This window comes from Halomonas sp. HK25 (genome assembly GCF_047795635.1).
Taxonomy (GTDB): Bacteria; Pseudomonadota; Gammaproteobacteria; order Pseudomonadales; family Halomonadaceae; genus Halomonas.
Genome location: NZ_CP181044.1, coordinates 2,318,960 through 2,344,802, shown reverse-complemented (window position 1 = coordinate 2,344,802; position 25,843 = coordinate 2,318,960). Strand labels below are relative to the sequence as shown.

The following is a 25,843-nucleotide window of genomic DNA, read 5'->3' as shown; positions in this document are numbered from 1 at the left end:
CCACAAGCACGAGGGACGACAATGACAACACTGCCCCAGGCACTGATTGACGACTTCGGCAGGCGAGTGCGCTATGTGCGCATCTCGGTGACCGACCGCTGCGATTTTCGCTGTGTCTACTGCATGAGCGAGGAGATGACCTTCCTGCCTCGCGCCCAGGTGCTGACCCTGGAGGAGCTCGCCCTGGTGGCCCGCGCCTTCGTCGAATTGGGGGTGGAGAAGGTGCGCCTCACCGGCGGCGAGCCCCTCGTTCGGCGCGATATCGACCAGCTGGTGGAGCAGATCGGCAGCTTGCCGGGGCTCAAGGACTTCGCCATGACCACCAACGGGGCGACCCTGCCGAAAGTTGCCCGGCGGCTGCGCGAGGCGGGCCTGACGCGGCTCAACATCAGCCTGGACTCCCTCGACCCCGAGCGCTTTCGCCAGCTGACCCGCACCGGTGATCTCGCCCGCGTCATCGACGGCATTCGTGCCGCCCGCGAGGCCGGCTTCGAGCGCACCAAGCTCAACGCGGTGATCCTCAAGGGGCGCAACGACGACGAGGTGATCGACCTGGTCGAGTTCGCCCGCCGCGAAGGGCTCGATATCAGCTTTATCGAGGAGATGCCCCTGGGGGATGTCTCCGACCATCGTCGCGACGAGACCTACTGCTCCAGCGACGAGGTCCAGGCGCTGATCGAGACTCGCTACCCGCTGACCCCCACCACCGAGAGCACCCTCGGCCCCTCGCGCTATTTTCGCATGGCCGACAGCGAGATCCGGGTGGGTTTCATCTCCCCCCACAGCCACAACTTCTGCGCCACCTGCAACCGGGTTCGCGTCACCGTGGAGGGGCGTCTGCTGCTCTGCCTCGGCAACGAACACTCGGTGGATCTGCGCCGCGTGCTGCGCGCCCACCCGGGTAACATCGACGCCCTCAAGCGGGCCATCGTCGCGGCCATGCCCCTCAAGCCCGAACGCCACCACTTCACCACCGACGGCGACGTCCAGGTGGTGCGCTTCATGAACATGACCGGCGGCTGAGCGCTTCTTTCCCTGCACTTTTGCCGTGCGCTCACCGACCGAGGCGGGGGTTAATTACCCGCTTTTCTTTTGGAAAGTTGAGCGGCTTTTCTTGCCAATCCGCCCATGATGCATATACTTTTCCCTTGCGCAGACGTTTTACCTATCTCGTTTATTTCGGTTCAGGAGGGGACCCATGTCCAGCGAATCCTTGGAGCGTATCGCTCGCAACAAGAATGTCGCTCGCGCCGCCGCACGTCAGCTCAGCATGGAGCAGTTGCACAAGCTCTCCGAGGTGATCGACGAGGTGATCGAGCAGAAGAAGGATGAAGAGCGTCAGCGCCAGGATGAGGAGCTGCAGAAGGAGCGCAAGCGCTCCGAGATTCTCGAGGCCATCAGCGAGGCGGGTCTCTCGGTCGATGACCTGGTGCTCGAACCGCCGCGTCGCAAGCGCGGCCGCCCGCCGAAGAATGGCACCAAGGCCTGAATCATTCCCTTGGCACCGAGGCCTGTTCCTTCTGGTAGTAGCTCAGCTGTGCCCAGAGAAGGTCGATGGTTCATCTGACCACCGAGGCTGGACCCTACTGGTGGGAGCTCAGCTTTGCGGGGCGAATGGAGGCCGCAGGTCTCCCGGGAGGAACCACTAACACCGCCAGGCGCCTTCGGCGCCATTCGCCGGGCGGAGCCCATCTCCCACCTGTAAATTTAAGCCTTGGTGGTAACAGGTTGCCTTTGAGGCCTGTTCCTACTGGTGGGAGCCACGCTTGCGGGGCGAATGGAGGCCGCAGGCCTCCCGGAAGCTGCCACCAAACCAAAAAAAAGCCGCTTATCGAGCGGCTTTTCTTATTGAACACTTGTCCTGGCTCTCACTGTCCTGGCTCTCACTGTCCCGGCTCTCATCCCATCTCGCTGGTGGAGGGAGCCTCCACGGCCAGGATCTGCAGGTGGATCTCCGGCAGACGCCGCAGGTGGTCGGCGAACCAGCCCACCAGCCGCGGCTGCAGCGCCAGGCGCAGCTCGGCCAGGGTATCCCCCGCGAGCGACTCCAGCGCCTCGTCCAGCCAGTCGGTGAAGGCCTCCTCGTCGATCGGGCTGGCCTGGCTCGCGTCCAGCATCAGCCGTCCGATTCGCGTCCAGCCGCCCTCGCCGGTGGCGGTGACCGACAGCGCCAGGTAGAGGCTGCCGTGGCGCGGGCCCTGGCTCTCGCCGGCCAGCCCGGGCAGCGGCGCCACCGCGTTCTGGCTGACGATGCAGGGCGGCTGCGGGTGGCGGGCCACCCGCGTCAGCCCATCGGCGTCCAGGCGGATCAGGTCGCCGTTGAGGGGCGCCAGCGGCGCCTGGATGCCCAGCGACTCCGCCAACTCGCGGTGGGCCTTCTGATGGCGCGGCTCACCGTGCACCGGCAGCAGGTGGCGCGGCGTCACCCAGCCATAGAAGGTGCGCAGCTCCTCCCGGGCGGGGTGGCCGGAGGCGTGCAGCTCCGGGTGGCTGAACTCGTCGAGCAGCGTCACGCTCAGCCGCTTGAGGCCGTTCTTGAGCCGCTCGATCATCAGCTCGTTGCCGGGAATCGCCTTGGCCGAGAAGATCGCGCTGTCCCCCGCGCCCAGCTCCATGGCGTGGTGGCGGCCGCGGGCCAGTCGGTTCAGCGCCGCCCGGGGCTCGCCCTGGCTGCCGGTGGCAATCACCAGTACCTCGCTGGGGGGCAGGTAGCCCAGGTCCGAGGTGGGCACCAGGGGCGGGAAGTCGTCCAGATAGCCCAGGCCGCGGGCCACCGCCACCATGCGCTCCATGGAGCGGCCCATCAGGCTCACCCGGCGGCCATTGCGCTGGGCGGCGCGGCCGATGGCCAGCACCCGCGCCAGGTTGCTGGCGAAGCAGGAGACGATCACGCGCCCCTCGCAGCGGGCGATGGTGTGTTCCAGCGCCTGGGCCACCTCGCCCTCGCTGCGCGAGTGCCCCGGCATCGGGGCGTTGGTGGAGTCGCCCACCACCAGGTCCACCGGGGCGATGGCGCGGAAGGTGGCCGCCGACATGGGCTTGCCGATCAGCGGCTCGGGGTCCAGCTTCCAGTCACCGGTGTGCAGCACGCGGTGCTCGCCGGCGGCCAGCAGCAGCGCGCAGCTCTCGGGGATAGAGTGGGTCACCGGCAGGAAGCGCAGGGTGAAGGGGCCGGTCTCCAGCGCCTCGCCGGGCTCGATGACCCGGATGGCGTCGGTGGCCAGGCCGCGCTCGATGAACTTGGCGCGCAGCAGGCCGGCCGCCAGCGGGGTGGCCCAGATGGGGCAGCCCCACTTCGGCCACAACCAGGCCGCGGCGCCGAGATGGTCCTCGTGGCCGTGGGTGATGATCAGCGCCCGGGGGCGGATGCCCAGGGTGGTCAGGGTGTCCAGGTTGGGCACCTGCAGCGGGCTGTCGGGGAGGTCCTGGCGGATCATCATCCCGCAGTCCACCGCGATCCAGTCGTCGGTGTTGCTCTCTCCAAAACCCCTCTCTCCAAAACCATAGAGGCTCAGGTTCATGCCGATCTCACCGCAGCCACCCAGCGGCAGGAAATGCAGGGGAGGGCGGCGGCGGGGGCGAATCTGAACTCTGGGCTGTGGCATCGGGGGCGCTAGGCTCGGAAAGTGTTCTTTCACTATACGGGAAGGCCCTGGGCAGCCACAACGACGGGCAGGGACAGGGGGATCGCCATTATTCGGGGCTGATCCGGTGACGGGTCATCGCAGGGCAGGGCTGAAGCAGTCGCGAGAGGGCGCCGGGAAACATGCCGCGGCGTCAGGTGCGCCGGGGATGGCTCTCCGAGGGGGTCCTATGCCAGGGATGGCATCGGTAGCGTACAGGGATGTATTCACAGCGCCCCCGAGGGGAGCCGTACCCGGATCAGCACCGAACTAAGTAGCTTGATGCCGGAATCTGCTGTTTTCGCTACACTGTCGCACCCTGATTCCAGCCCTAGCCCCTAAGCCAAGCCCCCAACGCCAAACCAGAGGCACGCCATGTCACACTACTATCGCCTGGTGGTCTCCTGCCCCGATTGCGTGGGCATTGTCTCCCGGGTCTCCGGATTCATCGCCGGCCACGGTGGCTCCATCACCGAGGCCAGCCAGCACTCCGACCTGGAGACCGGCCGCTTCTTCATGCGCTACGAGATCCTGGCCGACTCCATCGGCATGCCCCCCGAGACGCTGCGCGAGGCCTTCGCGCCCATCGCCGAGGAGCTCGACATGACCTGGTCGCTGACCGACACCCGCAACCGCCCCCGGGTGGTGCTGATGGTCTCGAAGGAGTCCCACTGCCTGGTGGACCTGCTCTACCGCTGGACCGCCGGCGAGCTTGACTGCGATATCGCCGCGGTGATCTCCAACCACGAGGCCATGCGCGGCCTGGTCGAGTGGCACGGCATTGCCTACCACCACGTGCCGGTGCGCCCCGACCACAGGCAGGCCGCCTTCGACGAGGTCGTCCGCCTGGTGGATGAGGTCCACGCCGACTGCCTGGTGCTGGCGCGCTACATGCAGATTCTGCCGCCGTCGATCTGCGAACGCTACGCCGGACAAGTGATCAATATTCACCACAGCTTCCTGCCCTCGTTCGCCGGGGCCAAACCCTACCACCAGGCCTTTGATCGCGGCGTGAAGCTGATCGGTGCCACCTGCCACTACGTCACCGAAGAGCTCGACGCCGGCCCCATCATCGAGCAGGACATCCACCGCGTCAGCCACTGCCACACCCCCGGCGACCTGGTGCGCTTCGGCCGCGACGTCGAGAAGGCGGTGCTGGCCCGCGGGCTGCGCTGGCACCTGGAGGATCGCGTGCTGATCCACGGCAACAAGACGGTGGTCTTCGCCTGACCGGGCGAGCCACGAGTCGACGAGAGGCGCTTCATGTCATTTTCCCAAGCGGTGCTCGCCCCCTGGCTGCTGGTGCTCTGCGGCCTGGTGTCGCTGGCGCTCTACGCCCTGGCGCTGGCCCAGCGGCCCTGGCGGGCGCTGCTCGATGACACCGCGCTGCAGCACCGCTGGCTCGCCGCCACCGTGGCGGTGCTGCTGATGTGGCAGCTGCGCGCCCAGGTGGTGGACTGGCTCTCCCTGCACCTGATGTTCACCGCGCTGCTCACCCTGGTCTTCAAGGCCCCGCTGGCGCTCGCCTCGATCCTGATCGTCAACCTCGTGGCGGTGGCCACCGGCCGGGTGGACTGGCCGCTGCTCGGCGTCAACCTGCTGGTCACCGGCATCATCCCCGCGCTGGTCACGGTGCTGATCTGGCGGCTGGTGGACCGCCGCCTGCCGGATAACCTGATGGTCTTCCTGTTCGTCTGCGGCTTCTTCGGCGCCGCGCTCGCCACCTTAGCCGCGGGGCTCGCGGCGGTGGGGCTGATGGCGCTCGGCGCCAGCGACGCCCACGCCCTCTACCAGGCCATGGAATACGCCCGCTTCCTGCCGCTGCTGATGCCCTCGGAGGCCTTCATCACCGGCATGCTCATGGCCATCCTGCTCGTCTACCACCCCGGCTGGGTCGCCACCTTCAACCACCACCGCTATATCGATACCAAGTAGGTCGCAGCCATAGTTCAGCGGTTTAGTTGAGGCCTGGGGGTGCTGGTGGGAGATCGGCTCTCCCCGGTAGCAGTCAGGGCCTTGAATGCCCTCACTCCCGAAATAGATCGGAATGGCTTCCAGTGCGGGCTAATTGAAGCTCGTCACCAACGATTCGGTATAGCAACAGCCAGTTCGGTTCGAGGTGAGCATCGCGAAAGCCCTTCCAGTCTCCTCTGAGAGGATGATCCTGATAGGGCTCCGGCAATGGGGCCTGCTCGAGCAGCAGGATGAGTAGTGCCTTCAGCTTTCCCATGTCCTTGCCGCGTTTCTGCAGGCGCTTCACGTCACGTTTGAATTGACTGGAGCGGACAGGGGTAAGCATCAGATCTTCAGGTCCTGAAACAGCTCATCGGCATCGTCGAAACGTTTGCCTTTCCCTGATTCCAGCTGATCCATGGCCTCGAGGGTCGAGGTTTTCGGCACCTGAACTTCAAACGGGAGCCGCTTTTCCTCCGCTATGCGCATCATCAGTAGACGAATAGCGTCGGATACCGACAGCCCCATTTCTTCCAAAGCAGCCGAGGCCCGTTTCTTCGTTTCGCTATCGATGCGGGCGCGAACCACTGTATCGGCACTCATATGATCCAGCTCCTGAGTTGGTAGCCACATTGTGGCTACATGGTGGTTTGTCAGCATTTCTTCTGTCAAGTTCCACCGCCTCACCCGATCGGTAGCGAGAGCTGTCGCCGTTCGGCCTCCGGCAGCAGCCGGGCGCCGACGCCGAGCAGGCGCACCGCGGTGTTACTGGCGGCCGTTGTGGCCTCAGCCTTTTCGCCGAGACGTCGGACCGCCCGCAGAGCGTGGCTCCCACCAGAAGGAACAGCCTCGGTGGTAACTGGATGGTCTCCAAGATTGGAGATCACTGGTGGGAGATCGGCTCCACCCGGCGAATGGCCATACCGCTAAGGCTGGAGGCTACTGGTGGGAGCTGGGCTCCGCCCGGCGAATGGCCATACCGCTAAGGCTGGAGGCTACTGGTGGGAGCTGGGCTCCGCTCGGCGAATGGCCATACCGCTAAGGCTGGAGGCTACTGGTGGGAGCTGGGCTCCGCCCGGCGAATGGCGCCGCAGGCGCCCAGCGGTGTTTCCGGCCGATGTGTAGGCGGCTACAACCACGCAGCATTCCAGTAGGGATAGTCGAGGACATTGTCCGCGAGCCCGGCTCTCAGCGGGTTGGCAACGATATAGCGCGCTACTGCTCGCAGATCCTCCTCTCGTCGCAGGCCATGATCGTGGAACCCACGCTGCCAGGGCTTCACCCCCAGCGCCAGTGACACCCGCGCCTTGTAGATCCGCACCGCTTCGGAGAGCCTGCCCTCGACCTGCAGCAGCCAGTGAACGTGGTCGGGCATTACGACAAAAGCCAGGGTGTCGCCGTGCGTGAGAACAGAGTCGGTGTAGAAACTTCGGCACGCGTGCCTGGCATTCGTGAACTCGCCAAACCATGGCTTGCGGGACGCTGTCACGATGGTAACCAGGTAGCAGTGGCCGGCGAGGGAGATGCGACCGCGCCGCAAGCAGTGGGTGTGATAGCGCTCCATGTGTCAGTCCCTGGCCTTCTCACTTCCTGAAGGTTAGGTCAGCGGGCATGGCCGGGCTGTAAGCGGATTGCCAGAGGCTTTGTCAGACTTTTCCTTACCAGGCCTATCAATGCTCAGGATGCTTGTAGGCGCTGGACTGTGCCCGGCAGCCAATGTTGTGGTCTCCGCCTTCGCCCCGCAGAGCGTGGCTCCCACCAGAAGCAACAGCGCCAGTGGCAGCTGGATACCCACCAGAAGGAGCAGCCTCGGTGGTAACTGGATAACCTCCCAGGCTCGGGGCTACTGGTGGGAGCTGGGCTCCGCCCGGCGAATGGCGCCGCAGGCGCCCAGCGGTGTCACGGTTGACCGTTGTGGCCTCAGTCCTTTCGCCGAGACGTCGGACCGCCCGCAGAGCGTGGCTCCCACCAGAAGGATCCGTCCACCGCCTCACCCGATCGGTAGCGCCAGCTGGCGCCGTTCGGCCTCCGGCAGCAGCCGGGCGCCGACGCCGAGCAGGCGCACCGGGCGGCGGCGGCGTTCCCAGGCCTGTTCCAGCAGGCGGGCGAAGCTGTCGGGGGAGGGGGCGAGGCCGCGGCTCTCCAGGGTGGTCAGGCTGAAGTCGTCGAAGCGCACCTTCACCACCAGGCCGGCCAGGGGCGGCTGGCCGTGGCGGGCCAGGCGCTCTTCCAGGCGCTCGCAGAGCGGGGCCAGGGCCTCGCGGCAACTGGCCAGGTCCGGCAGGTCCCGGCCGAAGGTGGTCTCCACGCTGACCGACTTGCGCTCGCGCTCCAGGCGCACCGGGCGCTCATCGATGCCCCGGGCCAGCTCGAACAGCCGCTGGCCGAACTTGCCGAAGGCCTCCAGCAGCCGCTCCAGTGGCACCTCGCGAAGCGCCGCGCAGGTGGTGATGCCCATGGCGTCCAGGCGCGCCCCGGTGGCGGGGCCCACCCCGTGAAGCTTCTTCACCGGCAGCGCCTGCAGGAAGGTCTCCATGCGCTCGGGCGTGATCACCGTCAGGCCGTCGGGCTTCTCCCAGTCGCTGGCGATCTTGGCCAGGAACTTGTTGGGCGCCACCCCCACGGAGAGGGTGATGCCGGTGCGCGCCAGGCACTCCTCCTTCAGCCAGCGGGCCATCCAGGTGGCGCTGCCGGAAAAGCGCTCCACCTCGCTGACGTCGAGGAAGGCTTCGTCCAGGGAGAGGGGTTCCACCAGGGGGGTGAGCTCATGGAAGATCGCCTGGATCTGCTGCGAGACCTCGCGGTACTTGTCGAAGCTGCCGGGCAGCAGGATGAGCTGAGGGCAGAGGCGCAGCGCCCGGGCCGTGGGCATCGCCGAATGGATGCCGAAGGCCCGGGCGGGGTAGTTGCAGGTGGCGATCACCCCGCGCCCCTCGGGACTGCCGCCGATGGCCAGCGGCACCTCGGCAAGCGCCGGGTTGTCGCGCATCTCCACCGCCGCAAAGAAGCAGTCGCAGTCGGCGTGGAGGATCTTTCGCATCGTCGAGCGGGGCCTATTCCAGGGCTTAGCCCAGCGCTTGGCCGCTGCCGCCGCGGATCACGCCTACGCCGATGCCCTCGATCTCCAGCGCCTGATGGCGCAGGTCCACCTCGATGGGGGCGAACTCCGGATTCTCGGCGCTCAGGGTGACCACGTGGCCGCTGCGCTGGAAGCGCTTCACCGTCACCTCGTCCTCCAGGCGCGCCACCACGATCTGGCCGTCGCGCACCCGTTCGGTGCGGTGCACGGCGAGCAGGTCGCCCTCCAGGATGCCGACATCCTTCATGGAGAGGCCGCGCACCCTGAGCAGGTAGTCGGCCCGGGGGGTGAAGTACTCCGGGGGCAGCGGGCAGTAGCGGTCGATATGCTCGGCGGCGAGTATCGGGCTGCCCGCGGCCACCTCGCCGATGATCGGCAGCCCCTGGTGCAGGGCCTCGCCCTCGGCGGGGGCCTCCTGCTCCTGGGCGGGCAAGCGGATGCCGCGGGAGGTGCCGGCGATCATGCGGATGGCGCCCTTCTTCTCGAGGGCGCGCAGGTGCTCCTCGGCGGCGTTGGGCGAGCGGAAGCCCAGGGCGCGGGCGATCTCGGCCCGGGTGGGCGGATAGCCAAGGTCCTGGAGGGTCTTGACGATGAAGTCATAGACGTTCTGCTGGCGCTGGGTAAGCGGGCGTGTCATGCGACCTCCGAAGCGGAAAGCGGCGACTGGTTACGTTAGTGAACAAGTATACAGCATGTTGTTCCATCCAGTAATGGAGAGTGTGGTGGCTCCATGGGTCAGCCGGGCGCCGCCCCGCGAATGGCGCCGTTTAAAACACTCAGGCTTTCAGGGGATTGAGCCAGAGGCTACCACTGGCTTACAATTCAGCGACGTTTTAAACAACTGTTCATGACCGGGACTCTTATCGGGACTTTCCAGATGGCCCAGACCGACACCGTTACCCGCATCCTCGACACGGCCGAGGTGCTGTTCGCCGAGCGCGGCTTCGCCGAGACCTCGTTGCGCACCATCACCAGCAAGGCCAGGGTCAACCTGGCCGCGGTGAACTACCACTTCGGCTCCAAGAAGTCGCTGATCCAGGCGGTGTTCGCCCGCTACCTCGACCCCTTCACCGAGCGCTTCCATCGCGCCCTGGACGAGCTCCAGGCCCACTACGGCGAGGAGGTCATCCCCCTCGAGGAATTGCTCGAGACCATGGCCCGCAGCGTGCTGGAGGTGCCCGCCGAGCGCAACAGCCTCAAGGTCTTCATGCGCCTGCTGGGGCTCGCCTATAGCCAGGCACAGGGTCATCTGCGCCGCTATATTCAGGAGGAGTACGGCAGCGTCTTCACCCGATTCACCGAGCTGGTGCGCCAGGCCACCCCCGAACTGCCCGATGCCGAACGCTTCTGGCGCCTGCACTTCATGCTCGGCACTGTGATCTTCACGCTTTCCGGCCTTGACGCCCTGCGCGATATCGCCGAGAAGGATTATGGAGAGCATGTCACGGTGCGCGACCTGATCCGGCGCCTGCGCCCGGTGGTGGTCTCGGCCATGCAGGCCCCGCTGCCGGCCCCGGTTCCGCAGGCCGCGGAGGCCTGAGCGGCTGTCACCGGCGCTCGCTTTGCCCTAGAATCTTGCCCCTTTCACGCCAGTCTGCGACGAATCTCTGTTTGCAAAAAACCAAGGAATCGCCCATGCCCCCGTCCCTCGGTCCGGTGATGCTTGATCTGGAAGGTACCACTCTCACCGCGGAGGAGCGCCGCCTGCTGGCGCGGCCCGAGGTGGGCGGGGTGATCCTCTTCGCCCGCAACACTGAATCGGCGGATCAGGTGCGCGAACTGAGCCTGGCGATACGCGCCGTGCGCCCGGAGCTGCTGCTGGCCATCGACCAGGAGGGCGGCCGGGTGCAGCGCCTGCGCCAGGGCGTCACCCGGCTGCCGGCCATGGCGCGGTTGGCGACGGGCTTCGCCGGCCAGCCCGAGGTCACCCGGCGGCTCTGCCAGGACGCCGGCTGGCTGCTGGGCATGGAGATGGCCGCCTGCGGCCTCGACCTCAGCTTCGCCCCGGTGCTCGACGTCGACGACGGCACCTCCACGGTGATCGGCGACCGCAGCCTCTCCGATGACCCCGAGATCGTCGCCGCCCTGGCCGGCGCCTTCGTCGACGGCCTGCACGAGGCCGGCATGGTCGCCGTGGGCAAGCACTTCCCCGGCCACGGCGGCGTGGCGGCGGACTCCCACCATGAGCTGCCGGTGGACCCGCGCCCGCTGGAGGCCCTGCGCCGGCGCGACCTGGTGCCCTTCACCCGCCTGGCCGGCCGCCTTGACGGCATCATGCCCGCCCATGTCATCTACTCCGCCTTCGACCCGCGCCCCGCCGGCTTCTCGCCCGCCTGGCTCGGCCTGCTGCGCCAGAGCCTCGGTTTCAAGGGCGTAATCTTCTCCGACGACCTGAGCATGGCCGGCGCCGCTTCCGCCGGCAGCCCCACCGAGCGCGCCCTGGCGGCCCTCAACGCCGGCTGCGACATGCTGCTGGTCTGCAATGACCGCGCCGCCGCCCTGGAAGTGCTCGATGCCTGCCGTAAACGCCCCGGCGCCAGGCGCCTTGCCCGGCTGCGCTACGCCCGTGCCCGCCCGCAGCTCGCCAGCCTCGCCGCGCTCTCGCGCTGGCGCCGCGTCCATGCCCACCTCGAGGCCCTGGCCTGATTCCCGACGGGATGCCCGTTCCACCCTTCGACCGCGAGCCCCTGCAATGCCCAAACTCGATGCCGATCTACACCCGTCCCTCGCCGACATGCGCGAGGTGATGGACAACGCCGATTGCCTGATCACCCAGGAGGCCGTGGAGCGCGCCCTGGATCGCATGGCCGACGAGATCACCCACGACCTCGGCGAGAAGCTGCCGGTCTTCTACTGCGTGATGAACGGCGGCCTGATCACCACCGGCCACCTGCTGCCGCGCCTCGGCTTCCCGCTGGAGGTGGACTACCTGCACGCCACCCGCTATCGCGGCGGCACCCGCGGCGGCGAGCTGTTCTGGCGCGTCTCCCCGGAGGTGCCCATGGCCGGCCGCCACGTGGTGATCGTCGATGATATCCTCGATGAAGGCGCCACCCTGGCCGCCATCCTCGCCTACTGCCGCGAGGCCGGCGCCGCCAGCATCTCCACCGCGGTGCTGGTCGACAAGCAGCACGACCGCAAGGCGATTCCCGACCTCAAGGCCGACTACTGCAGCCTGGAAGTCGCCGACCGCTACGTCTTCGGCTTCGGCATGGACTACAAGGGCTACTGGCGCAATGCCCCCGGCATCTACGCCCCCCGAGGTATGTAGAAAGGGGAGGTAGGGCGCTGGAAAGGCAGGGCACAGAGGCTTCGTGTTACTGGTGGGAGATAGGCTCCGCCGGGCGAATGGCTATGTTGCCAAGGCTTGTGACCACTGGTGGGAGCTGGGCTCCGCCCGGCGAATGGCGGCGAAGCCGCCCCGTGGTGTCACTGTCGACCGCTGTGGCCTCTGCCTTTTCGCCCCGCAAAGCGTGGCTCCCACCAGAAGGAACTGCCTCAGTGGTGGCTGGGTACTCTGGTAGGAGATCGGCTCCGCCCGGCGAATGGCTATGTTGCCAAGGCTTGTGACCACTGGTGGGAGCTGGGCTTTGCCCGGCGAATGGCGGCGAAGCCGCCCCGTGGTGTCACTGTCGACCGCTGTGGCCTCTGCCTTTTCGCCCCGCAAAGCGTGGCTCCCACCAGAAGGAACTGCCTCAGTGGTAGATTCTGATCGCCAGGGCAGAGCATGGCTCCCACCAGTAGCAACAGCCTCGGTGGTAGCTGGGTACTCTGGTAGGAGATCGGCTCCGCCGGGCGAATGGCTGTGTTGCCAAGGCTTGTGACCACTGGTAGGAGATCGGCTCCGCCGGGCGAATGGCGGCGCAGCCGCCCCGTGGTGTCACTGTCGACCGCTGTGGCCTCTGCCTTTTCGCCCCGCAAAGCGTGGCTCCCACCAGAAGGAACTGCCTCAGTGGTAGATTCTGATCGCCAGGGCAGAGCATGGCTCCCACCAGTAGCAACAGCCTCGGTGGTAGCTGGGTACTCTGGTAGGAGATCGGCTCCGCCGGGCGAATGGCTGTGTTGCCAAGGCTTGTGACCACTGGTAGGAGATCGGCTCCGCCGGGCGAATGGCGGCGCAGCCGCCCCGTGGTGTCACTGTCGACCGCTGTGGCCTCTGCCTTTTCGCCCCGCAAAGCGTGGCTCCCACCAGAAGGAACTGCCTCAGTGGTAGATTCTGATCGCCAGGGCAGAGCATGGCTCCCACCAGTAGCAACAGCCTCGGTGGTAGCTGGGTACTCTGGTAGGAGATCGGCTCCGCCCGGCGAATGGCTGTGTTGCCAAGGCTTGTGACCACTGGTGGGAGCTGGGCTTTGCCCGGCGAATGGCGGCGAAGCCGCCCTGTGGTGTCACTGTCGACCGCTGTGGCCTCTGCCTTTTCGCCCCGCAAAGCGTGGCTCCCACCAGAAGGAACTGCCTCAGTGGTAGATGCTGATCGCCAGGGCAAAGCGTGGCTCCCACCAGTAGCAACAGCCTCGGTGGTAGCTGGGTACTCTGGTAGGAGATCGGCTCCGCCCGGCGAATGGCTGTGTTGCCAAGGCTTGTGACCACTGGTGGGAGATCGGCTCCGCCGGGCGAATGGCTGTGTTGCCAAGGCTTGTGACCACTGGTGGGAGCTGGGCTTTGCCCGGCGAATGGCTGTGTTGCCAAGGCTTGTGACCACTGGTGGGAGCTGGGCTCCGCCGGGCGAATGGCTATGTTGCCAAGGCTTGTGACCACTGGTGGGAGCTGGGCTCCGCCCGGCGAATGGCGGCGAAGCCGCCCGGCGGTGTTGCCCACCTGCGTTGAGGTCTGAACCTTCGCCCCGCAGAGCGTGGCTCCCACCAGTAGCAACAGCCTCGGTGGTAGCTGGGTACTCTGGTAGGTGATCGGCTCCGCCGGGCGAATGGCTGTGTTGCCAAGGCTTGTGACCACTGGTGGGAGCTGGGCTCCGCCCGGCGAATGGCGGCGAAGCCGCCCCGTGGTGTCACTGTCGACCGCTGTGGCCTCTGCCTTTTCGCCCCGCAGAGCGTGGCTCCCACCAGTAGCAACAGCCTCGGTGGTAGCTGGGTACTCTGGTAGGAGATCGGCTCCGCCGGGCGAATGGCTGTGTTGCCAAGGCTTGTGACCACTGGTAGGAGATCGGCTCCGCCGGGCGAATGGCGGCGCAGCCGCCCCGTGGTGTCACTGTCGACCGCTGTGGCCTCTGCCTTTTCGCCCCGCAAAGCGTGGCTCCCACCAGAAGGAACTGCCTCAGTGGTAGATGCTGATCGCCAGGGCAAAGCGTGGCTCCCACCAGTAGCAACAGCCTCGGTGGTAGCTGGGTACTCTGGTAGGAGATCGGCTCCGCCCGGCGAATGGCTGTGTTGCCAAGGCTTGTGACCACTGGTGGGAGCTGGGCTCCGCCCGGCGAATGGCGGCGAAGCCGCCCCGTGGTGTCACTGTCGACCGCTGTGGCCTCTGCCTTTTCGCCCCGCAAAGCGTGGCTCCCACCAGAAGGAACTGCCTCAGTGGTAGATTCTGATCGCCAGGGCAAAGCGTGGCTCCCACCAGTAGCAACAGCCTCGGTGGTAGCTGGGTACTCTGGTAGGAGATCGGCTCCGCCCGGCGAATGGCTGTGTTGCCAAGGCTTGTGACCACTGGTGGGAGATCGGCTCCGCCGGGCGAATGGCGGCGCAGCCGCCCCGTGGTGTCACTGTCGACCGCTGTGGCCTCTGCCTTTTCGCCCGCAAAGCGTGGCTCCCACCAGAAGGAACTGCCTCAGTGGTAGATGCTGATCGCCAGGGAAAAGCGTGGCTCCCACCAGTCGCAACAGCGCTGCTGCCAGGAGCCCGGCTCCAGGCGATACCTACAGCAGAAAGAACCGCCCATACGCCGCCATCAGTGGCTCCCCGGCGAGCAGCGCCACCCAGCCGGCCAGCGCCAGGTAGGGCCCGAAGGGCATCGGCGCGCCGCGCAGCCGCGGCATCGCCAGCTGCACCAGGATGCCGATGATGGCGCCGATCCCCGCCGAGAGAATCAGCAGCAGCGGCAGGGTTTGCCAGCCCATCCAGGCGCCGAGCGCGGCTAGCAGCTTGAAGTCGCCGTAGCCCATGCCCTCCTTGCCGGTGATCAGCTTGAACGCCCAGTAGAAGCTCCACAGCACCAGATACCCCGCCATGGCACCGATCACCGCGCTCGGTAGCAGCAGCGGCTGGAACAACAGCTGGTAGAGCAGCCCCGCCCACAGCAGCGGCAGGGTGAGCAGGTCCGGCAAGAGCTGGGTGCGCAGGTCGATCACCGCCATGGCCAGCAGCGCCAGGCAGGCCCCCACCACGAAGAGCCCCTGCCAGCTCGGCCCGAACAGCGCCACCACGGCGAGCGTCAGCGCGCCACCGGCCAGCTCCACCAGCGGGTACTGGGGGCTGATGCCTGTTCCACAGCTGGCGCAGCGCCCGCGGCGCTTGAGCCAGCCGACCACCGGCAGGTTGTCGTGCCAGGCGATGGGCGTCTCGCAGCTCGGGCACATCGAGCGCGGCGTGGCCAGGTTGAAGCGGGGCTGCGCCTCGTCGGGCAGCTCCAGGGCCTCACGGGCCTCGGCCCGCCAGCCCAGCATCAGCATCACCGGCAGGCGCACGATCACCACGTTGAGAAAGCTGCCCAGGGACAGGCCGATAAAGGCGGCCAGCGGCCAGAGCAGGGGAGGGGGGAGGTCAAGCAAAGCGAAATCCTTGTTGTCAAAAAGCTATCGCGCTCGTCGATTTCAGCCCATGTTGGAGCCCGATTTATCGGCGATTGATGTAGCAGCACCATGTATCGGCGATCGGCGCTAGATCACACTACCCAACTCGAAGATCGGCAGGTACATGGAGATGACCAGGCCACCCACCAGCACCCCGAGCACCACGATGATGAAGGGCTCCAGCAGCGAGGTGAGGGTGTCGACCATGTTGTCGACCTCCTCCTCGTAGTAGTCCGCCACTCGGTTGAGCATGGCGTCGAGCGAGCCCGACTCCTCGCCGATGCCCACCATCTGCACCGCCAGCGCCGGGAACTGCTCGGTCATGCGCATGGCGAAGTTGAGCTGCTGGCCGGTGGCCACGTCCTCGCGGACCTGCGCCACCGCGCGCTCGTAGACCTTGTTGCCGGTGGCGCCGGCGGCGGTGTCCAGCGCCTCCACCAGCGGCACGCCGGCGCCGAAGGTGGTGGCCAGGGTTCGCGAGTAGCGCGCCACGGACGATTTATCCAGGATCTCGCCCAGCACCGGCACCTTGAGGGCGAAGGCGTGCATGCGGTAGGCGAAGCTCTCGGACTTCTTCATGCCGGTGCGGATGAAGTAGATGAAGGCCACCACGCCGCCGACGAACCACCACCAGTAGGCCTGGGCGAACTCGGACATGGCGATGGTCATGCGGGTCATGGCCGGCAGCTCCGCGCCGAAGCCCTGGAACAGGCTCTCGAACTGGGGCACCACCTTGATCAGCAGCAGGGCGGTGACGCCGATGCCCACCGCGATCACCGCCGCGGGGTACCACAGCGCCTTCTTCACGCGCCCCTTGAGCAGCTCGATCTTCTCCTTGTAGGTGGCCACCCGGTCGAGCATCTTGTCCAGCGAGCCGGACTGCTCGCCGGCCTCCACCAGGTTGGCGAACAGCCGATCGAAGTGCTGGGGGTGGCGCTTCAAGGCATCGGAGAACGAGGAGCCGGCGGCCACGTCGTTCATCAGCTCCTGGACCAGGGCGCTCATGGCGGGCTTCTTGAGGCTCTCCGCCACCACCTGGAAGGCCTGCAGCACCGGCACGCCGGCGCGGATCATGGTCGCCATCTGGCGGGCGAACAGCATGATGTCGCGGGGCTTGATCTTGCCCATGCCGCCGCCCAGGCCGCTCTTGCGGCGCACGTTCTTGATGATGATGTTCTGGCCGTTGAGGATCCGCTCCACCTCGCCCTTCTGGGCGGCGATGATCTCGCCCCCTACCTTGCGCCCCCCCGGGCCCTTGCCGGTCCAGTTCCAGCGGTAGAGCTTGATCTCCTTCGGTACCCGTCTAGTCCGTGTCGCCATGATCTCGATCCCTCGTTCGCTGGGTTAGTCGTTGCCTCAGTCCTTCGTTACCCGATTGATCTCGGCCAGGCTGGTCATCCCCTGCATGGCCTTCATCAGGCCGCTGCGGCGCAGGTCCGGGTGGCCTTCCTGGCGGGCCAGGTCGTGGAACTCCATGGAGTTGCCGTTCTTCATGATCATCTGGCTCATGGCGTGGCTGATCGGCACCACCTCGTAGATGCCCACCCGGCCCTTGAAGCCCTTGGTGCAGTGCTTGCAGCCCACCGGCTCGAAGAAGGTGGCCTGGCTGATCTCCTCCTCGGAGAAGCCCTGGGCGGCCAGCACCTCGTGGGGGAGATCCGCCGGCTGCTTGCAGTGCTTGCACAGCTTGCGAGCCAGGCGCTGGGCGATGATCAGGCTCACCGAACTGGCGATATTGAAGGGCGCCAGGCCCATGTTGGCCAGGCGGGTCAGGGTCTCGGCGGCGGAGTTGGTGTGCACCGTGGAGAGCACCAGGTGGCCGGTCTGGGAGGCCTTCACCGCGATCTCGGCGGTCTCCAGGTCGCGGATCTCGCCGACCATCACCACGTCCGGGTCCTGGCGCAGGAAGGCGCGCAGGGCACTGGCGAAGTCCAGGCCGATCTTGGGCAGCACGTTGACCTGGTTGACCCCGGGCACCTTGATCTCCACCGGGTCCTCGGCGGTGCAGATGTTGCGCTCCACCTCGTTGAGCAGGTTGATGCCGGTGTAGAGGGTCACCGTCTTGCCGCTGCCGGTGGGGCCGGTGACGAGTATCATGCCCTGGGGCTGGTCGAGCACCGTCTCGTACATCTCCCGCTGCCTGGCCGTGAAGCCGAGCTGCTCGATGCCCAGCTGCGCCGAGGCGGGGTCGAGGATCCGCAGCACCAGTTTCTCGCCGAACACCGTGGGCAGCGAGTTGACGCGAAAGTCGATGGAGCGGGTCTTGGAGAGCCTGAGCTTGATGGCGCCATCCTGGGGCAGGCGCCGCTCGGAGATATCCAGGCGCGACATCACCTTGAGGCGCGCGGCGATGCGCGTGCGCATGGCGAAGGGCGGGTGGGCCACGTCGTGGAGCATGCCGTCGATGCGAAAGCGCACCCGGTAGCTGGTCTCGTAGGGCTCGAAGTGGATGTCCGAGGCGCCGCGGTGGATGGCATCGAGCAGGATCTTGTTGACGAACTTGATGATCGGCGCGTCTTCGCTGGCGGCGTTGGCGGCCGCCTGCACATCCACCTCGCCGCTGGCCTCCTCGTCGCCGGCGTAGCCCAGCTCGCCGATGGCGTCGTCCACCCCCTTGAGCTCGTCGAGCATGCTCTTCTCGGTGGAGGCCAGATAGCTCTCCAGCACCGGGCCGAGCTGGTCCACCGGGGCCAGCACCCCCTCCGGGGTCAGGCCGGTGGCGAACTGCAGCTCATCGAGCAGCGCCAGGGTGGAGGGGTAGGGCACCGCCACGGTGAGCCGGTGGCCGCGCTTGACCAGCGGCAGCACCTTGAGCTTGCGCAGGATCTTCTCGGGGAAGGCATCGGCCCGGGGCAGCGTCTCCGGGCGGATGGCGTCCAGGTCCAGCATCGGCAGGCCATACTCCCAGGCCGCCGACAGCGTGGCCTGGCGGGCCGAGACCAGCCCGGTGTCGATGACGTGCTCCATCAGCGACACCTCGCCCTCCCGGGCCTCCTGCTCGGCGCGCACCGCGGCGGCGTGGTTGATGCGCCCATCCACCACCAGGCGCCGCGCCAGGCCGCGCAGCCCCGCCGCGCCGTCGGCGCCCTCCAGCGCGGCATGGTGCGGTGAGTTCAGGGGGGGCGCGCTCGGCGGGGTGCGGTAGTCGTTCATGGGCGCTCGCTGCAGTCGGGCGAATAGTGTGAAACGTCATGAGGGCACGGTGACGCCGCGCACATGCAGCATTCTAGCCCGCCCCCGCCTCGCTCGCCCACCACCGTACCACGCGCCTTCAACCTTTCGAGGGATGAAATTCATTCCCGGCCTGAGAGGGAATTGCCTCATCCGGCGTAATTTGTCCTTGCAAGGTGTCGGAACGTAATTTAATGTAAGTTCTAAGGGACGGTACCGGGCAGGGAACGTCTCGGAAGGAAGGAAGGGGTGGGGTGGCCGCATTGGGTGGCCTCTCACCAACGTAAACACGCACGGGCGGCAAGAAGAAGGCAACGGCCAGACGCGCCACGGCGAAACGAGTGAGGGGCAGGAACATGAAGACACAGGGTATGAAGACAAACGTAAAGCATGGTCAGGGCGGTTTTACGCTGATCGAGCTGATGATCGTTATTGCAATTATTGGTGTGTTGGCGGCAATTGCTTTACCAAGATATCTTGACTATACAAATAGGGCTAAAACATCAGAAGTTGTACTCGCAGCCAGCGCAGCAAGAACTTGTGTATCTGAGATCAATCAGTCAGATCCAGACAATGGTGATTATACCACATGTAGCAGTACTGACACGACGCAGTATGTTGGTGGTGTTGCAGTTGATGGAGTTGGTGAAATTACTGCTTCAGGAAATGGTGATGTTGGTGAAGCTGAAGTCGTATTGACGCCAACAGCTGGCACTGACGGGGTCTTTGAGTCATGGGCTTGTACCGGGACACCTGTTGCATGGATGCCGGGTAGCTGTCGAGGAACCGCTGTGGCCGATGGAGGCTAATCGGGGACAGACCCTCATTTCCCACTTAGCCTGAAGTGAAGCACCACCCAGCGGTCGGCAGAGATGCCGGCCGCTGGCTTTTTTGCGCTCCTGCTTGCCCCTCGCCCCTTGCCCCTTGCGCTGATGAAGTCCGCTACGCTATGAGGAAGCAGGGGTTTCCCAAGGAGCGGCTATGCCAACCGTCCTGCGCCGTGATGGCTACCGGTTCTATTTCTATAGCCACGAACCCGACGAGCCTCCCCACGTGCATGTCGACCATGGAGGTGCAACTGCCAAGCTCCGGCTGCATGATGCACTTATTCTTGAATTCGGGCGCGTAATATTGGGTTCTCCGCCAAGGAACTCGGCCGGATACAACGTATGGTTCGAGAGCACGAGCAACAATTGCGGGAGGCTTGGCATGCATTCTTTGGTATCTGACAACGATCTTCGAGTGATGAGCGTGCAGATCGATGAGGATCGGCTCACTGTCGAATTGATGGATGGACGAGCGATCTCAGTCCCCCTGGCCTGGTACCCGAGACTCAGCTCAGCGGCTCCGGCGCAGCGCAACAATTGGGAGCTCGCGGGTGGTGGCTATGGTATCTACTGGCCCGACCTGGATGAGGACCTGAGTACCGAAGGCCTGCTGAAGGGGGCAAGGGCGCCTCATCCTTCGGAGTAATCGGGGGCAGACCCCCATTGCCTCGCCCTCATGCAAAGCCCAGGAAGACGGCTAGCGCCCTGTTGACGGCGACCATGGCGCTGTCATCGAGGTGACCGAAGGCCTCACCAACTCCCTCTCGCTTCACCGTCATGGGCTTGTCCACCATGATCTGGGAGTGCCGCTGCAAGCCATTCTCGGGGGTGGGTTCAACATCGAGGCGGATCAACGGTGCCCCGACCAAGGTGCTGGAGAGCAGCAGCACTGTCATACTGCCTGTTCCTGCAAACTGGTCTGACTGGACGATGAGGGCTGGCCGAGGCTTACCGAAGTCACCCGACAGGGCAATGGTCACGAGATCCCCACGCCTCATTCGTCACGCTCGTCATCATCCAGCTCAAGATCCAGCAGCGCCGCGTCCATTAAGTCCTGCAGATCGCGATCGCCGGCATCGGCAGCCGCCACGATGGCGCACTGGCGACGAGCCTCTTCGGCAAAGCCGGGCTGTCGTGTGTCCGGCACCCAGATCTGGATAGGGCGCAGACCAGCCGCTCGCAGGGCGGCGCGGTGCCTCTGCACCCGCCTATTTACGTTGTTGGTTGCCGCCATGGTGATTCCTCCGACTGGTTGCATGTAACAGACTAGTTTATGTCTTCGTTACATGCAACGGGCTGATCGGCTAATCGGATAGACCCCCATTTCCCTCAATTTCCTCAACGCCGCCACAGTGCCAGGATTACGGGCGCCGAGCGCAATCGGGAAGAGGGGGAGCGTTGAGGATGGTCCCAAATTGGGATATTCTTGTGCTGCAAGGAGGCGCCATGAGAATAGTCGCGATCAGCAGCCTAAGGGCTTCTGGAACCAGCATCCCGATGCCAAGGGCCCCCTGGAGGCATGGGTTGATGAGGTCAAGCATGCGCAGTGGCAGTCGTCGCATGACATCAAGGCCAGATACCCAAGAGCCAGCTTATTGGGTAACAAGCGTGACGTGTTTGACATCAAGGGCAATGACTTTCGGCTCATCGTGAGCGTTGCTTACCGTTATGGTGCCGTCTATATCAAGTTCATCGGTACTCATGCAGAGTACGACAAGGTAGACGCCGAAACAGTGGAAATGGAGTGATCCTATGAATATTCGCCCGATTCACACTGAAGCCGACTACAAGGCGGCGCTTCAAGAGGTATCTGCCTACTTCGACAATGAGCCTGAGCCGGGCACCGAGGACGGCGACCGTTTCGATATCTTGCTGACCCTGATCGAGCACTACGAAGCGCAGCAATTTCCGGTGGATTTGCCGGACCCGATCGAGGCCATCAAGTTCCGCATGGATCAGGAGGGCCTGACGGCCAAGGATCTGGAGCCGGCCATCGGCAAGCGCAATCGTGTCTACGAGATCCTCAACGGCAAGCGCAGCCTCACTCTGGCCATGATATGGAAACTCCACGCCATGTTCGGAATTCCCGCCGAAAGCCTGATCAGGCCGCCTCGGTAATCGGGGACAGACCCCCATTTCCCTAGGTGGCTGGTTTATGCGGGCGTACGGTGAGCTCAACACCCAGCGCACGCATCACCGCCAGCATCGTCTTGAGGGTGGGGTTGCCCTGCTCGCTGAATGAGCGGTAGAGCTGCTCTCGAGAAAGTCCTGTTTCGTTGGCGAGAGCTGTCATGCCCTTGGCGCGCGCCACCACGCCCATTGCCTTGGCGATATACCCCGAGTCCCCTGTTTCCAGTGCGTCAGCCAGGAAGACGGCAATGGCCTCTTCACTTTCCAGCGCCGCCGCCGGGTCATAGTCATAAACCTTGTTACTCATGTCGCCTCCCATTCCGATGCCAGGCGCTGCGCGGTTGCGATGTCGCTTTGCTGGGTACTTTTATCGTCGCCACATAGAAGGATGATGATCTCGCTGCCACGCTGCTTGAAGTAAATTCGATATCCAGGGCCGTGGTGGATGCGCAGTTCACTGATGCCGTGTCCGATCGGTTTAACATCACCCGGCAAGCCGTTGGCCAGGCGAAAAACACGCGCAGCGATCATTGCCTTGGCGCGCTGATCGCGCAACTTGTGCTCCCACTTCCGGAAAGTGTCTGTCTGCTTGATATCGAGCATGGCTAGATTGTTGTCTAAAAACTACAGTTGTGCAAGCGGATCATCAGAATTGCGCGAGATACCCGGAACTTTTAGTGCCGGGAGGGATAGCGCGTCGTCCGCAGGACGACCCTGATCTCGCTGCCTCCTTCTCAGGCTTGCTATCTTACAGAATGCGGCATAAGTTGTGAGCCATGACGAGACGCGCCTACAAATACCGCTTCTACCCGACGCCGGAACAGGAACAGCTCCTGGCTCGGACGTTCGGGTGTGTGCGTTTCGTCTACAACGCGGTGCTGCGTTACCGCACCGATGCGTTCTACGAGCGCCGAGACAAGATCGGCTATGTAGCGGCAAACGCTGAGCTGTCGCGGATGAAGAAAACCGATGATCTCGGCTTCCTCAACGAGGTCAGTTCGGTCCCGCTTCAGCAGTGCCTGCGCCATCAGCAGACTGCATTCAAGAATTTCTTCGAGGGTCGAGCCAAATACCCGAGCTTCAAGAGCAAGCGGCACCGTCAGTCGGCCGAGTTCACCCGCTCGGCGTTCAAGTACCGCGATGGCCAGCTGTTCCTGGCCAAGTGCAAGGCACCGTTGGCGATCCGCTGGAGCCGAGAGCTGCCCAGCGAGCCGACCACCGTGACCGTATCCAAGGACGCCGCTGGGCGCTATTTCGTGAGCTGCCTCTGCGAGTTTGAACCCGAGGCGCTGCCTGTCACCCCGAAAATGGTGGGCATCGACCTCGGCCTGAAAGACCTGTTTGTCACCAGCGACGGGCATCGAACCGGCAATCCCCGCCATACGGCGAAGTACGCAGCCAGGCTGGCCAAGGCACAGCGTCGGCTGAGCAAGAAGCAGCGCGGATCGAAGAATCGCGCCAAGGCTCGGCAGAAAGTGGCCCGACTTCACGCCAAGATCTCCGATTGCCGGATGGACCGCTTGCACAAGCTGTCCCGCCAGATCGTCAACGAGAACCAAGTGATCTGCGTCGAATCCCTCAAGGTGAAGAACATGCTGCGCAACCGCTCGCTGGCCAAGTCGATCAGCGACGCCGGCTGGGGTGAGTTCGTCAGGCAACTGGAGTACAAGGCTGCCTGGGCAGGCCGGCAGCTGTCGGCGATTGACCAGTGGTATCCGTCCAGCAAGCGCTGCTCCGACTGTGGGCATGTGATGCCCGAGATGCCGCTGCAGGTTCGCACCTGGACGTGCCCTGAGTGCGCTGCCGAACATGACCGCGACCTCAATGCCGCGATCAACATTAAAGCCGCCGGGCTGGCGGTGTTAGCCCTTGGAGAGAATGTAAGCGGCATGGAGCCCGTCTCCGTGTCCGGTTCTCGGTGAATTGGGAATCCTCGTCCTTCAGGGCGAGGAGCAGTCAAAGACGGGCTACCCTTCCTTGCCCATTTCCTCAGTCGCCATCCGGCGGCGGCTTGGGCTTGCGACCGGACGTGCCACGCACGGTGCGTCGGCCCAGCAGGTCGGCGACCTGCTGCTGGAAGCGTGGCGTGCCGACTACCAGTCCGCTGTGGGTGACCTGGCGGATCTCGTCGACCAGGCCTTCCGCCAGGTGGTGGCGGAACAACTCGCGGTAGCTGTGCCGCCGTTCGGCGGCGCTGGCACCCAGTTCGGCGATGGCCGCATGAGGCGTGACGATGGGGTCGGCCTGCCCCTGGGCGTTGGCGGCATAGCTCGACCAGCGATACTCACCGGGATGCGCCACCATGCCGGCGCGCACCGGATTGAGCTCGATGTAGACGTGGCAGGCCAGCAGGTAGCGGGATTCCCCCACCAGGCACGAACGGAAGCGCCTTCGAAGAGGGTGCCGGTGCGCCGATAGCGGCGGTTGAAGCGTTGCACCTTAATGTCACGAGACTTGAGACGACTGGTGGGAGATCGGCTCCGCCGGGCGAATGGCGCCGCAGGCGCCCAGCTGTGTTGGTTGCGTTAGCGCCGCCGCCCAGGAGCCCTTCGGTCTCCCTTCGCCGGGCGTAGCCCAGCTCCCACAAGTAGGTCGGCGACCCGCTGCTGGAAGCGCGGCGTGCCGAGCACCCGCCCGCTGTGGCTGACCTGGCGGATCCCGTCGACCAGGCCTTTCGCCAGGTGGTGGCGGATTCGATGAAAGCGGGGCCGTCGCTCATTCCGCTCCTCATCCCTGTTCTTGCATGTTGCGTTGCACAATCCACTCTGCTATTGTTGCATTGCAACAGAGCGGGGTCGCCCGTTCTAGTCCAATCAGAACCGGGAGGTTCCCATCATGACCAACGCATTCGCCTTCGACGCCAAGCAGTTTGACACCGCTCAACTCGAGTCGCTGTTCTTCGCCCCGGCCCGTGCCTTCGCCGCCCTGTCTGTCGATTACAGCGAGAAGCTGATCAACGCCCAGCTCGAAGCCACCAAGGCCTATGCCGACACCAGCGTGGCGCAGCTGCGCAGCCTGGTCGAGGTCAAGGACGCCGAAGGCCTGAAGAGCTACATGGAAGGCCAGCAGCAGGTCGCCAAGGAGCTGACCGAGCGCCTGAAGGGCGACGCCGAGAAGGTCGTGGCCCTGCAGCAGGAGTTTGCTCAGGAAAGCCAGAAGCTGACCGAAAGCAGCGTCAAGCAGGTTCAGGACAGCGCCCAGGCAAGTGCCAAGGAAGCCTCCGAGACCGCCAACAAGGCCGTCAAGGAAGCCACTGCCCCCAAGGCTGCCAAGTAAGCTTGGCACCCCCGGCCCCAGGGCCGGGATGTCGGAAGCATCCAGCAGGCCGCCGATCCATGATCGGCGGCCTGCTGGTGTGTGGGCTAATCGGGGGCCCCTCCATTCCCCCCAACTAAACAGCAACCGGCAGAGATGCCGGCCGCTGGCGTTTGTATCCTCCTGCTTGGCCCTTGCCTTGACTCCCAATATGGGAGATGCTATTTTTTTCCCAAAAGGGGAGGACGCAGTGAGGGTCATTGCGAAGCGCACACTGAGAGAGTTCTGGGAGCGGGGCTTCGATGATGCCGAAACACCACTGACCGAGTGGTACAACATGATGTTGAATTCATCATGGCAAACCCCGCAGGAGCTCAAGGCCGACATTCGGACAGCCAGCATACTCAAAGGCGGGCGAGTCGTATTCAATATCGGCGGCAATAAGTACCGAGTCATCGTGGCGATCCGCTACAGTCAGCAGATCGCTTGGGTACGTTTTGTGGGTACCCATGCCCAATATGATCGGGTTAACGCGGAGATGATATGATGAACATTCAACCCATCCGCTCTGATGCGGATCTCTCGCGGGCCTTTGCACGGCTTGAAGAGATTTGGGCAGCAGAAAACGATACCCCTGAAACCGATGAGCTCGAGGTCTTGTCCATTCTCATCGAGAAATATGAGAATGAACACTATCCCATCGGGCCATCCGACCCCATCGAGGCTATCAAGTTTCGCATGGAGCAACAGGGGCTCACCCAGCGCGACCTGGAGCCTTTCATCGGCACCAGCGGTAGAGTTTCCGAGGTGTTGAATGGTAAGCGGAACCTCAGTCTTAACATGATCAAGCGCCTCCACCAGGGGTTGAAGATCCCGTATGAGAGCTTGATCCCGCCTAATGTGGGCTAATCGGGTGGTTAATCGGTGACAGGCCCCCATTTCCCACCTGGCTTGAAGTGAAGCTCCACCCAGCGGTCGGCAGCGATGCCGGCCGCTGGTGTTATCGGCTCTCTTGCGATACATCGATCGCATGTATCGCAAGAGGCTAACACCATGCCTATCAGTC

At 64.7% G+C, this 25,843-nt stretch carries 30 protein-coding genes and 1 pseudogene; 17 read left to right on the top strand and 14 right to left on the bottom strand.

All coding sequences use genetic code 11. The annotated features are described in order from the left end of the window. Positions 1 to 30: 30 nt before the first annotated feature. Together moaA and ACM26W_RS11275 are read left to right on the top strand one after the other, a co-directional pair. Positions 31 to 1,023 (top strand): GTP 3',8-cyclase MoaA, encoded by a 993-nt coding sequence (moaA, locus tag ACM26W_RS11280; protein WP_416140868.1) that lies wholly within the window; start codon positions 31 to 33, stop codon positions 1,021 to 1,023. Positions 1,024 to 1,198: 175 nt separating this feature from the next. Continuing rightward, positions 1,199 to 1,489, top strand: a complete 291-nt coding sequence (locus tag ACM26W_RS11275) for a hypothetical protein (protein WP_416137093.1) — start codon at positions 1,199 to 1,201, stop codon at positions 1,487 to 1,489. A 409-nt stretch (positions 1,490 to 1,898) separates the two neighbouring features. Here the strand turns inward: ACM26W_RS11275 and ACM26W_RS11270 are convergent, their stop codons facing one another. Continuing rightward, on the bottom strand, positions 1,899 to 3,521 hold the full coding sequence (locus tag ACM26W_RS11270; protein WP_416140867.1) for a ribonuclease J: 1,623 nt from the start codon (positions 3,519 to 3,521) through the stop codon (positions 1,899 to 1,901). 477 nt (positions 3,522 to 3,998) lie between these two features. Here ACM26W_RS11270 and purU point away from each other — a divergent pair, with 477 nt between their 5' ends. Next, the gene (gene purU, locus ACM26W_RS11265; protein ID WP_416137092.1) at positions 3,999 to 4,853 is read left to right on the top strand and encodes a formyltetrahydrofolate deformylase; all 855 of its coding nucleotides are present in this window, start codon (positions 3,999 to 4,001) and stop codon (positions 4,851 to 4,853) included. A 33-nt stretch (positions 4,854 to 4,886) separates the two neighbouring features. After that, entirely contained in the window at positions 4,887 to 5,558 is a 672-nt protein-coding gene (locus ACM26W_RS11260) for an energy-coupling factor ABC transporter permease (protein ID WP_416137091.1), read from the top strand. Positions 5,559 to 5,649: 91 nt separating this feature from the next. Here the strand turns inward: ACM26W_RS11260 and ACM26W_RS11255 are convergent, their stop codons facing one another. The 5 genes from ACM26W_RS11255 to lexA form a co-directional block, all read right to left on the bottom strand. Further along, positions 5,650 to 5,922 carry a type II toxin-antitoxin system YafQ family toxin gene (locus ACM26W_RS11255; protein WP_416137090.1) on the bottom strand — a complete coding sequence of 91 codons (273 nt, stop codon included), beginning with the start codon at positions 5,920 to 5,922 and terminating at the stop codon, positions 5,650 to 5,652. Beyond that, positions 5,922 to 6,179 (bottom strand): type II toxin-antitoxin system RelB/DinJ family antitoxin, encoded by a 258-nt coding sequence (locus tag ACM26W_RS11250; RefSeq protein WP_416137089.1) that lies wholly within the window; start codon positions 6,177 to 6,179, stop codon positions 5,922 to 5,924. Before ACM26W_RS11250 ends, ACM26W_RS11255 begins: the two co-directional genes overlap by 1 nt. Before the next feature lie 526 nt (positions 6,180 to 6,705). After that, on the bottom strand, positions 6,706 to 7,140 hold the full coding sequence (locus ACM26W_RS11245) for an REP-associated tyrosine transposase (protein WP_416137088.1): 435 nt from the start codon (positions 7,138 to 7,140) through the stop codon (positions 6,706 to 6,708). A gap of 426 nt (positions 7,141 to 7,566) precedes the next feature. Next, entirely contained in the window at positions 7,567 to 8,616 is a 1,050-nt protein-coding gene (gene dinB / locus ACM26W_RS11240) for a DNA polymerase IV (protein WP_416137087.1), read from the bottom strand. A gap of 25 nt (positions 8,617 to 8,641) precedes the next feature. Then, positions 8,642 to 9,292 (bottom strand): transcriptional repressor LexA, encoded by a 651-nt coding sequence (gene lexA, locus ACM26W_RS11235; RefSeq protein ID WP_416137086.1) that lies wholly within the window; start codon positions 9,290 to 9,292, stop codon positions 8,642 to 8,644. A gap of 240 nt (positions 9,293 to 9,532) precedes the next feature. Between lexA and ACM26W_RS11230 the strand changes: the two genes are divergently transcribed. From ACM26W_RS11230 to ACM26W_RS11220, 3 genes are all read left to right on the top strand, one after another. Next, positions 9,533 to 10,195: a TetR/AcrR family transcriptional regulator gene (locus ACM26W_RS11230; protein WP_416137085.1), complete on the top strand. Its 663-nt coding sequence runs from the start codon at positions 9,533 to 9,535 to the stop codon at positions 10,193 to 10,195. Between the two features lie 95 nt (positions 10,196 to 10,290). Next, positions 10,291 to 11,301, top strand: a complete 1,011-nt coding sequence (nagZ, locus tag ACM26W_RS11225) for a beta-N-acetylhexosaminidase (protein WP_416137084.1) — start codon at positions 10,291 to 10,293, stop codon at positions 11,299 to 11,301. Positions 11,302 to 11,347: 46 nt separating this feature from the next. After that, positions 11,348 to 11,926: a hypoxanthine-guanine phosphoribosyltransferase gene (locus ACM26W_RS11220; RefSeq protein WP_416137083.1), complete on the top strand. Its 579-nt coding sequence runs from the start codon at positions 11,348 to 11,350 to the stop codon at positions 11,924 to 11,926. 2,595 nt (positions 11,927 to 14,521) lie between these two features. Here ACM26W_RS11220 and ACM26W_RS11215 read toward each other — a convergent pair. The 3 genes from ACM26W_RS11215 to pilB all read right to left on the bottom strand — a co-directional run bounded on the left by ACM26W_RS11215 (position 14,522) and on the right by pilB (position 18,547). Further along, positions 14,522 to 15,373: a prepilin peptidase gene (locus tag ACM26W_RS11215; protein WP_416137082.1), complete on the bottom strand. Its 852-nt coding sequence runs from the start codon at positions 15,371 to 15,373 to the stop codon at positions 14,522 to 14,524. A gap of 108 nt (positions 15,374 to 15,481) precedes the next feature. Next, on the bottom strand, positions 15,482 to 16,714 hold the full coding sequence (locus tag ACM26W_RS11210) for a type II secretion system F family protein (RefSeq protein WP_416137081.1): 1,233 nt from the start codon (positions 16,712 to 16,714) through the stop codon (positions 15,482 to 15,484). Between the two features lie 36 nt (positions 16,715 to 16,750). Further along, complete coding sequence (pilB, locus tag ACM26W_RS11205; protein ID WP_416137080.1) at positions 16,751 to 18,547, bottom strand: type IV-A pilus assembly ATPase PilB; 1,797 nt, start codon at positions 18,545 to 18,547, stop codon at positions 16,751 to 16,753. Positions 18,548 to 18,921: 374 nt separating this feature from the next. On the opposite strand from pilB, the gene ACM26W_RS11200 reads away from it, so the two are divergent. From ACM26W_RS11200 to ACM26W_RS11185, 4 genes and pseudogenes are all read left to right on the top strand, one after another. Then, positions 18,922 to 19,374: a pilin gene (locus tag ACM26W_RS11200; protein ID WP_416137079.1), complete on the top strand. Its 453-nt coding sequence runs from the start codon at positions 18,922 to 18,924 to the stop codon at positions 19,372 to 19,374. Positions 19,375 to 19,546: 172 nt separating this feature from the next. Next, positions 19,547 to 19,630, top strand: a pseudogene (locus tag ACM26W_RS11195) (DUF4160 domain-containing protein); the annotation flags it as partial. Between the two features lie 50 nt (positions 19,631 to 19,680). Further along, positions 19,681 to 19,794, top strand: a complete 114-nt coding sequence (locus tag ACM26W_RS11190) for a DUF4160 domain-containing protein (RefSeq protein ID WP_416140866.1) — start codon at positions 19,681 to 19,683, stop codon at positions 19,792 to 19,794. Continuing rightward, a complete protein-coding gene (locus ACM26W_RS11185; RefSeq protein ID WP_416140865.1) occupies positions 19,775 to 20,038 on the top strand; it encodes a DUF2442 domain-containing protein in 264 nt (87 codons plus the stop codon). Before ACM26W_RS11190 ends, ACM26W_RS11185 begins: the two co-directional genes overlap by 20 nt. Positions 20,039 to 20,066: 28 nt before the next feature. Here the strand turns inward: ACM26W_RS11185 and ACM26W_RS11180 are convergent, their stop codons facing one another. Together ACM26W_RS11180 and ACM26W_RS11175 are read right to left on the bottom strand one after the other, a co-directional pair. Next, a complete protein-coding gene (locus tag ACM26W_RS11180; RefSeq protein ID WP_416137078.1) occupies positions 20,067 to 20,390 on the bottom strand; it encodes a type II toxin-antitoxin system PemK/MazF family toxin in 324 nt (107 codons plus the stop codon). Further along, on the bottom strand, positions 20,387 to 20,626 hold the full coding sequence (locus tag ACM26W_RS11175; protein ID WP_416137077.1) for an antitoxin MazE family protein: 240 nt from the start codon (positions 20,624 to 20,626) through the stop codon (positions 20,387 to 20,389). Before ACM26W_RS11175 ends, ACM26W_RS11180 begins: the two co-directional genes overlap by 4 nt. Before the next feature lie 181 nt (positions 20,627 to 20,807). Between ACM26W_RS11175 and ACM26W_RS11170 the strand changes: the two genes are divergently transcribed. After that, entirely contained in the window at positions 20,808 to 21,140 is a 333-nt protein-coding gene (locus ACM26W_RS11170; protein ID WP_416137076.1) for a type II toxin-antitoxin system HigB family toxin, read from the top strand. A gap of 4 nt (positions 21,141 to 21,144) precedes the next feature. Beyond that, on the top strand, positions 21,145 to 21,510 hold the full coding sequence (locus ACM26W_RS11165) for a helix-turn-helix domain-containing protein (RefSeq protein WP_416137075.1): 366 nt from the start codon (positions 21,145 to 21,147) through the stop codon (positions 21,508 to 21,510). 22 nt (positions 21,511 to 21,532) lie between these two features. Here the strand turns inward: ACM26W_RS11165 and ACM26W_RS11160 are convergent, their stop codons facing one another. Both ACM26W_RS11160 and ACM26W_RS11155 read right to left on the bottom strand, forming a co-directional pair. Next, on the bottom strand, positions 21,533 to 21,829 hold the full coding sequence (locus tag ACM26W_RS11160; RefSeq protein ID WP_416137074.1) for an addiction module antidote protein: 297 nt from the start codon (positions 21,827 to 21,829) through the stop codon (positions 21,533 to 21,535). After that, positions 21,826 to 22,125 (bottom strand): type II toxin-antitoxin system RelE/ParE family toxin, encoded by a 300-nt coding sequence (locus tag ACM26W_RS11155; protein WP_416137073.1) that lies wholly within the window; start codon positions 22,123 to 22,125, stop codon positions 21,826 to 21,828. Before ACM26W_RS11155 ends, ACM26W_RS11160 begins: the two co-directional genes overlap by 4 nt. A 173-nt stretch (positions 22,126 to 22,298) precedes the next feature. On the opposite strand from ACM26W_RS11155, the gene ACM26W_RS11150 reads away from it, so the two are divergent. Further along, entirely contained in the window at positions 22,299 to 23,444 is a 1,146-nt protein-coding gene (locus ACM26W_RS11150) for an RNA-guided endonuclease InsQ/TnpB family protein (protein ID WP_416137072.1), read from the top strand. Between the two features lie 67 nt (positions 23,445 to 23,511). Here the strand turns inward: ACM26W_RS11150 and ACM26W_RS11145 are convergent, their stop codons facing one another. Continuing rightward, entirely contained in the window at positions 23,512 to 23,892 is a 381-nt protein-coding gene (locus ACM26W_RS11145; RefSeq protein WP_416137071.1) for a hypothetical protein, read from the bottom strand. A gap of 465 nt (positions 23,893 to 24,357) precedes the next feature. Here ACM26W_RS11145 and ACM26W_RS11140 point away from each other — a divergent pair, with 465 nt between their 5' ends. The 3 genes from ACM26W_RS11140 to ACM26W_RS11130 all read left to right on the top strand — a co-directional run bounded on the left by ACM26W_RS11140 (position 24,358) and on the right by ACM26W_RS11130 (position 25,686). After that, positions 24,358 to 24,798, top strand: coding sequence for a phasin family protein (locus tag ACM26W_RS11140; protein ID WP_416137070.1), 441 nt, complete (start codon positions 24,358 to 24,360; stop codon positions 24,796 to 24,798). 229 nt (positions 24,799 to 25,027) lie between these two features. Then, positions 25,028 to 25,324: a type II toxin-antitoxin system HigB family toxin gene (locus ACM26W_RS11135; RefSeq protein ID WP_416137069.1), complete on the top strand. Its 297-nt coding sequence runs from the start codon at positions 25,028 to 25,030 to the stop codon at positions 25,322 to 25,324. Continuing rightward, positions 25,321 to 25,686: a helix-turn-helix domain-containing protein gene (locus tag ACM26W_RS11130; protein ID WP_416137068.1), complete on the top strand. Its 366-nt coding sequence runs from the start codon at positions 25,321 to 25,323 to the stop codon at positions 25,684 to 25,686. Before ACM26W_RS11135 ends, ACM26W_RS11130 begins: the two co-directional genes overlap by 4 nt. The last annotated feature ends 157 nt before the right edge of the window (positions 25,687 to 25,843 follow it).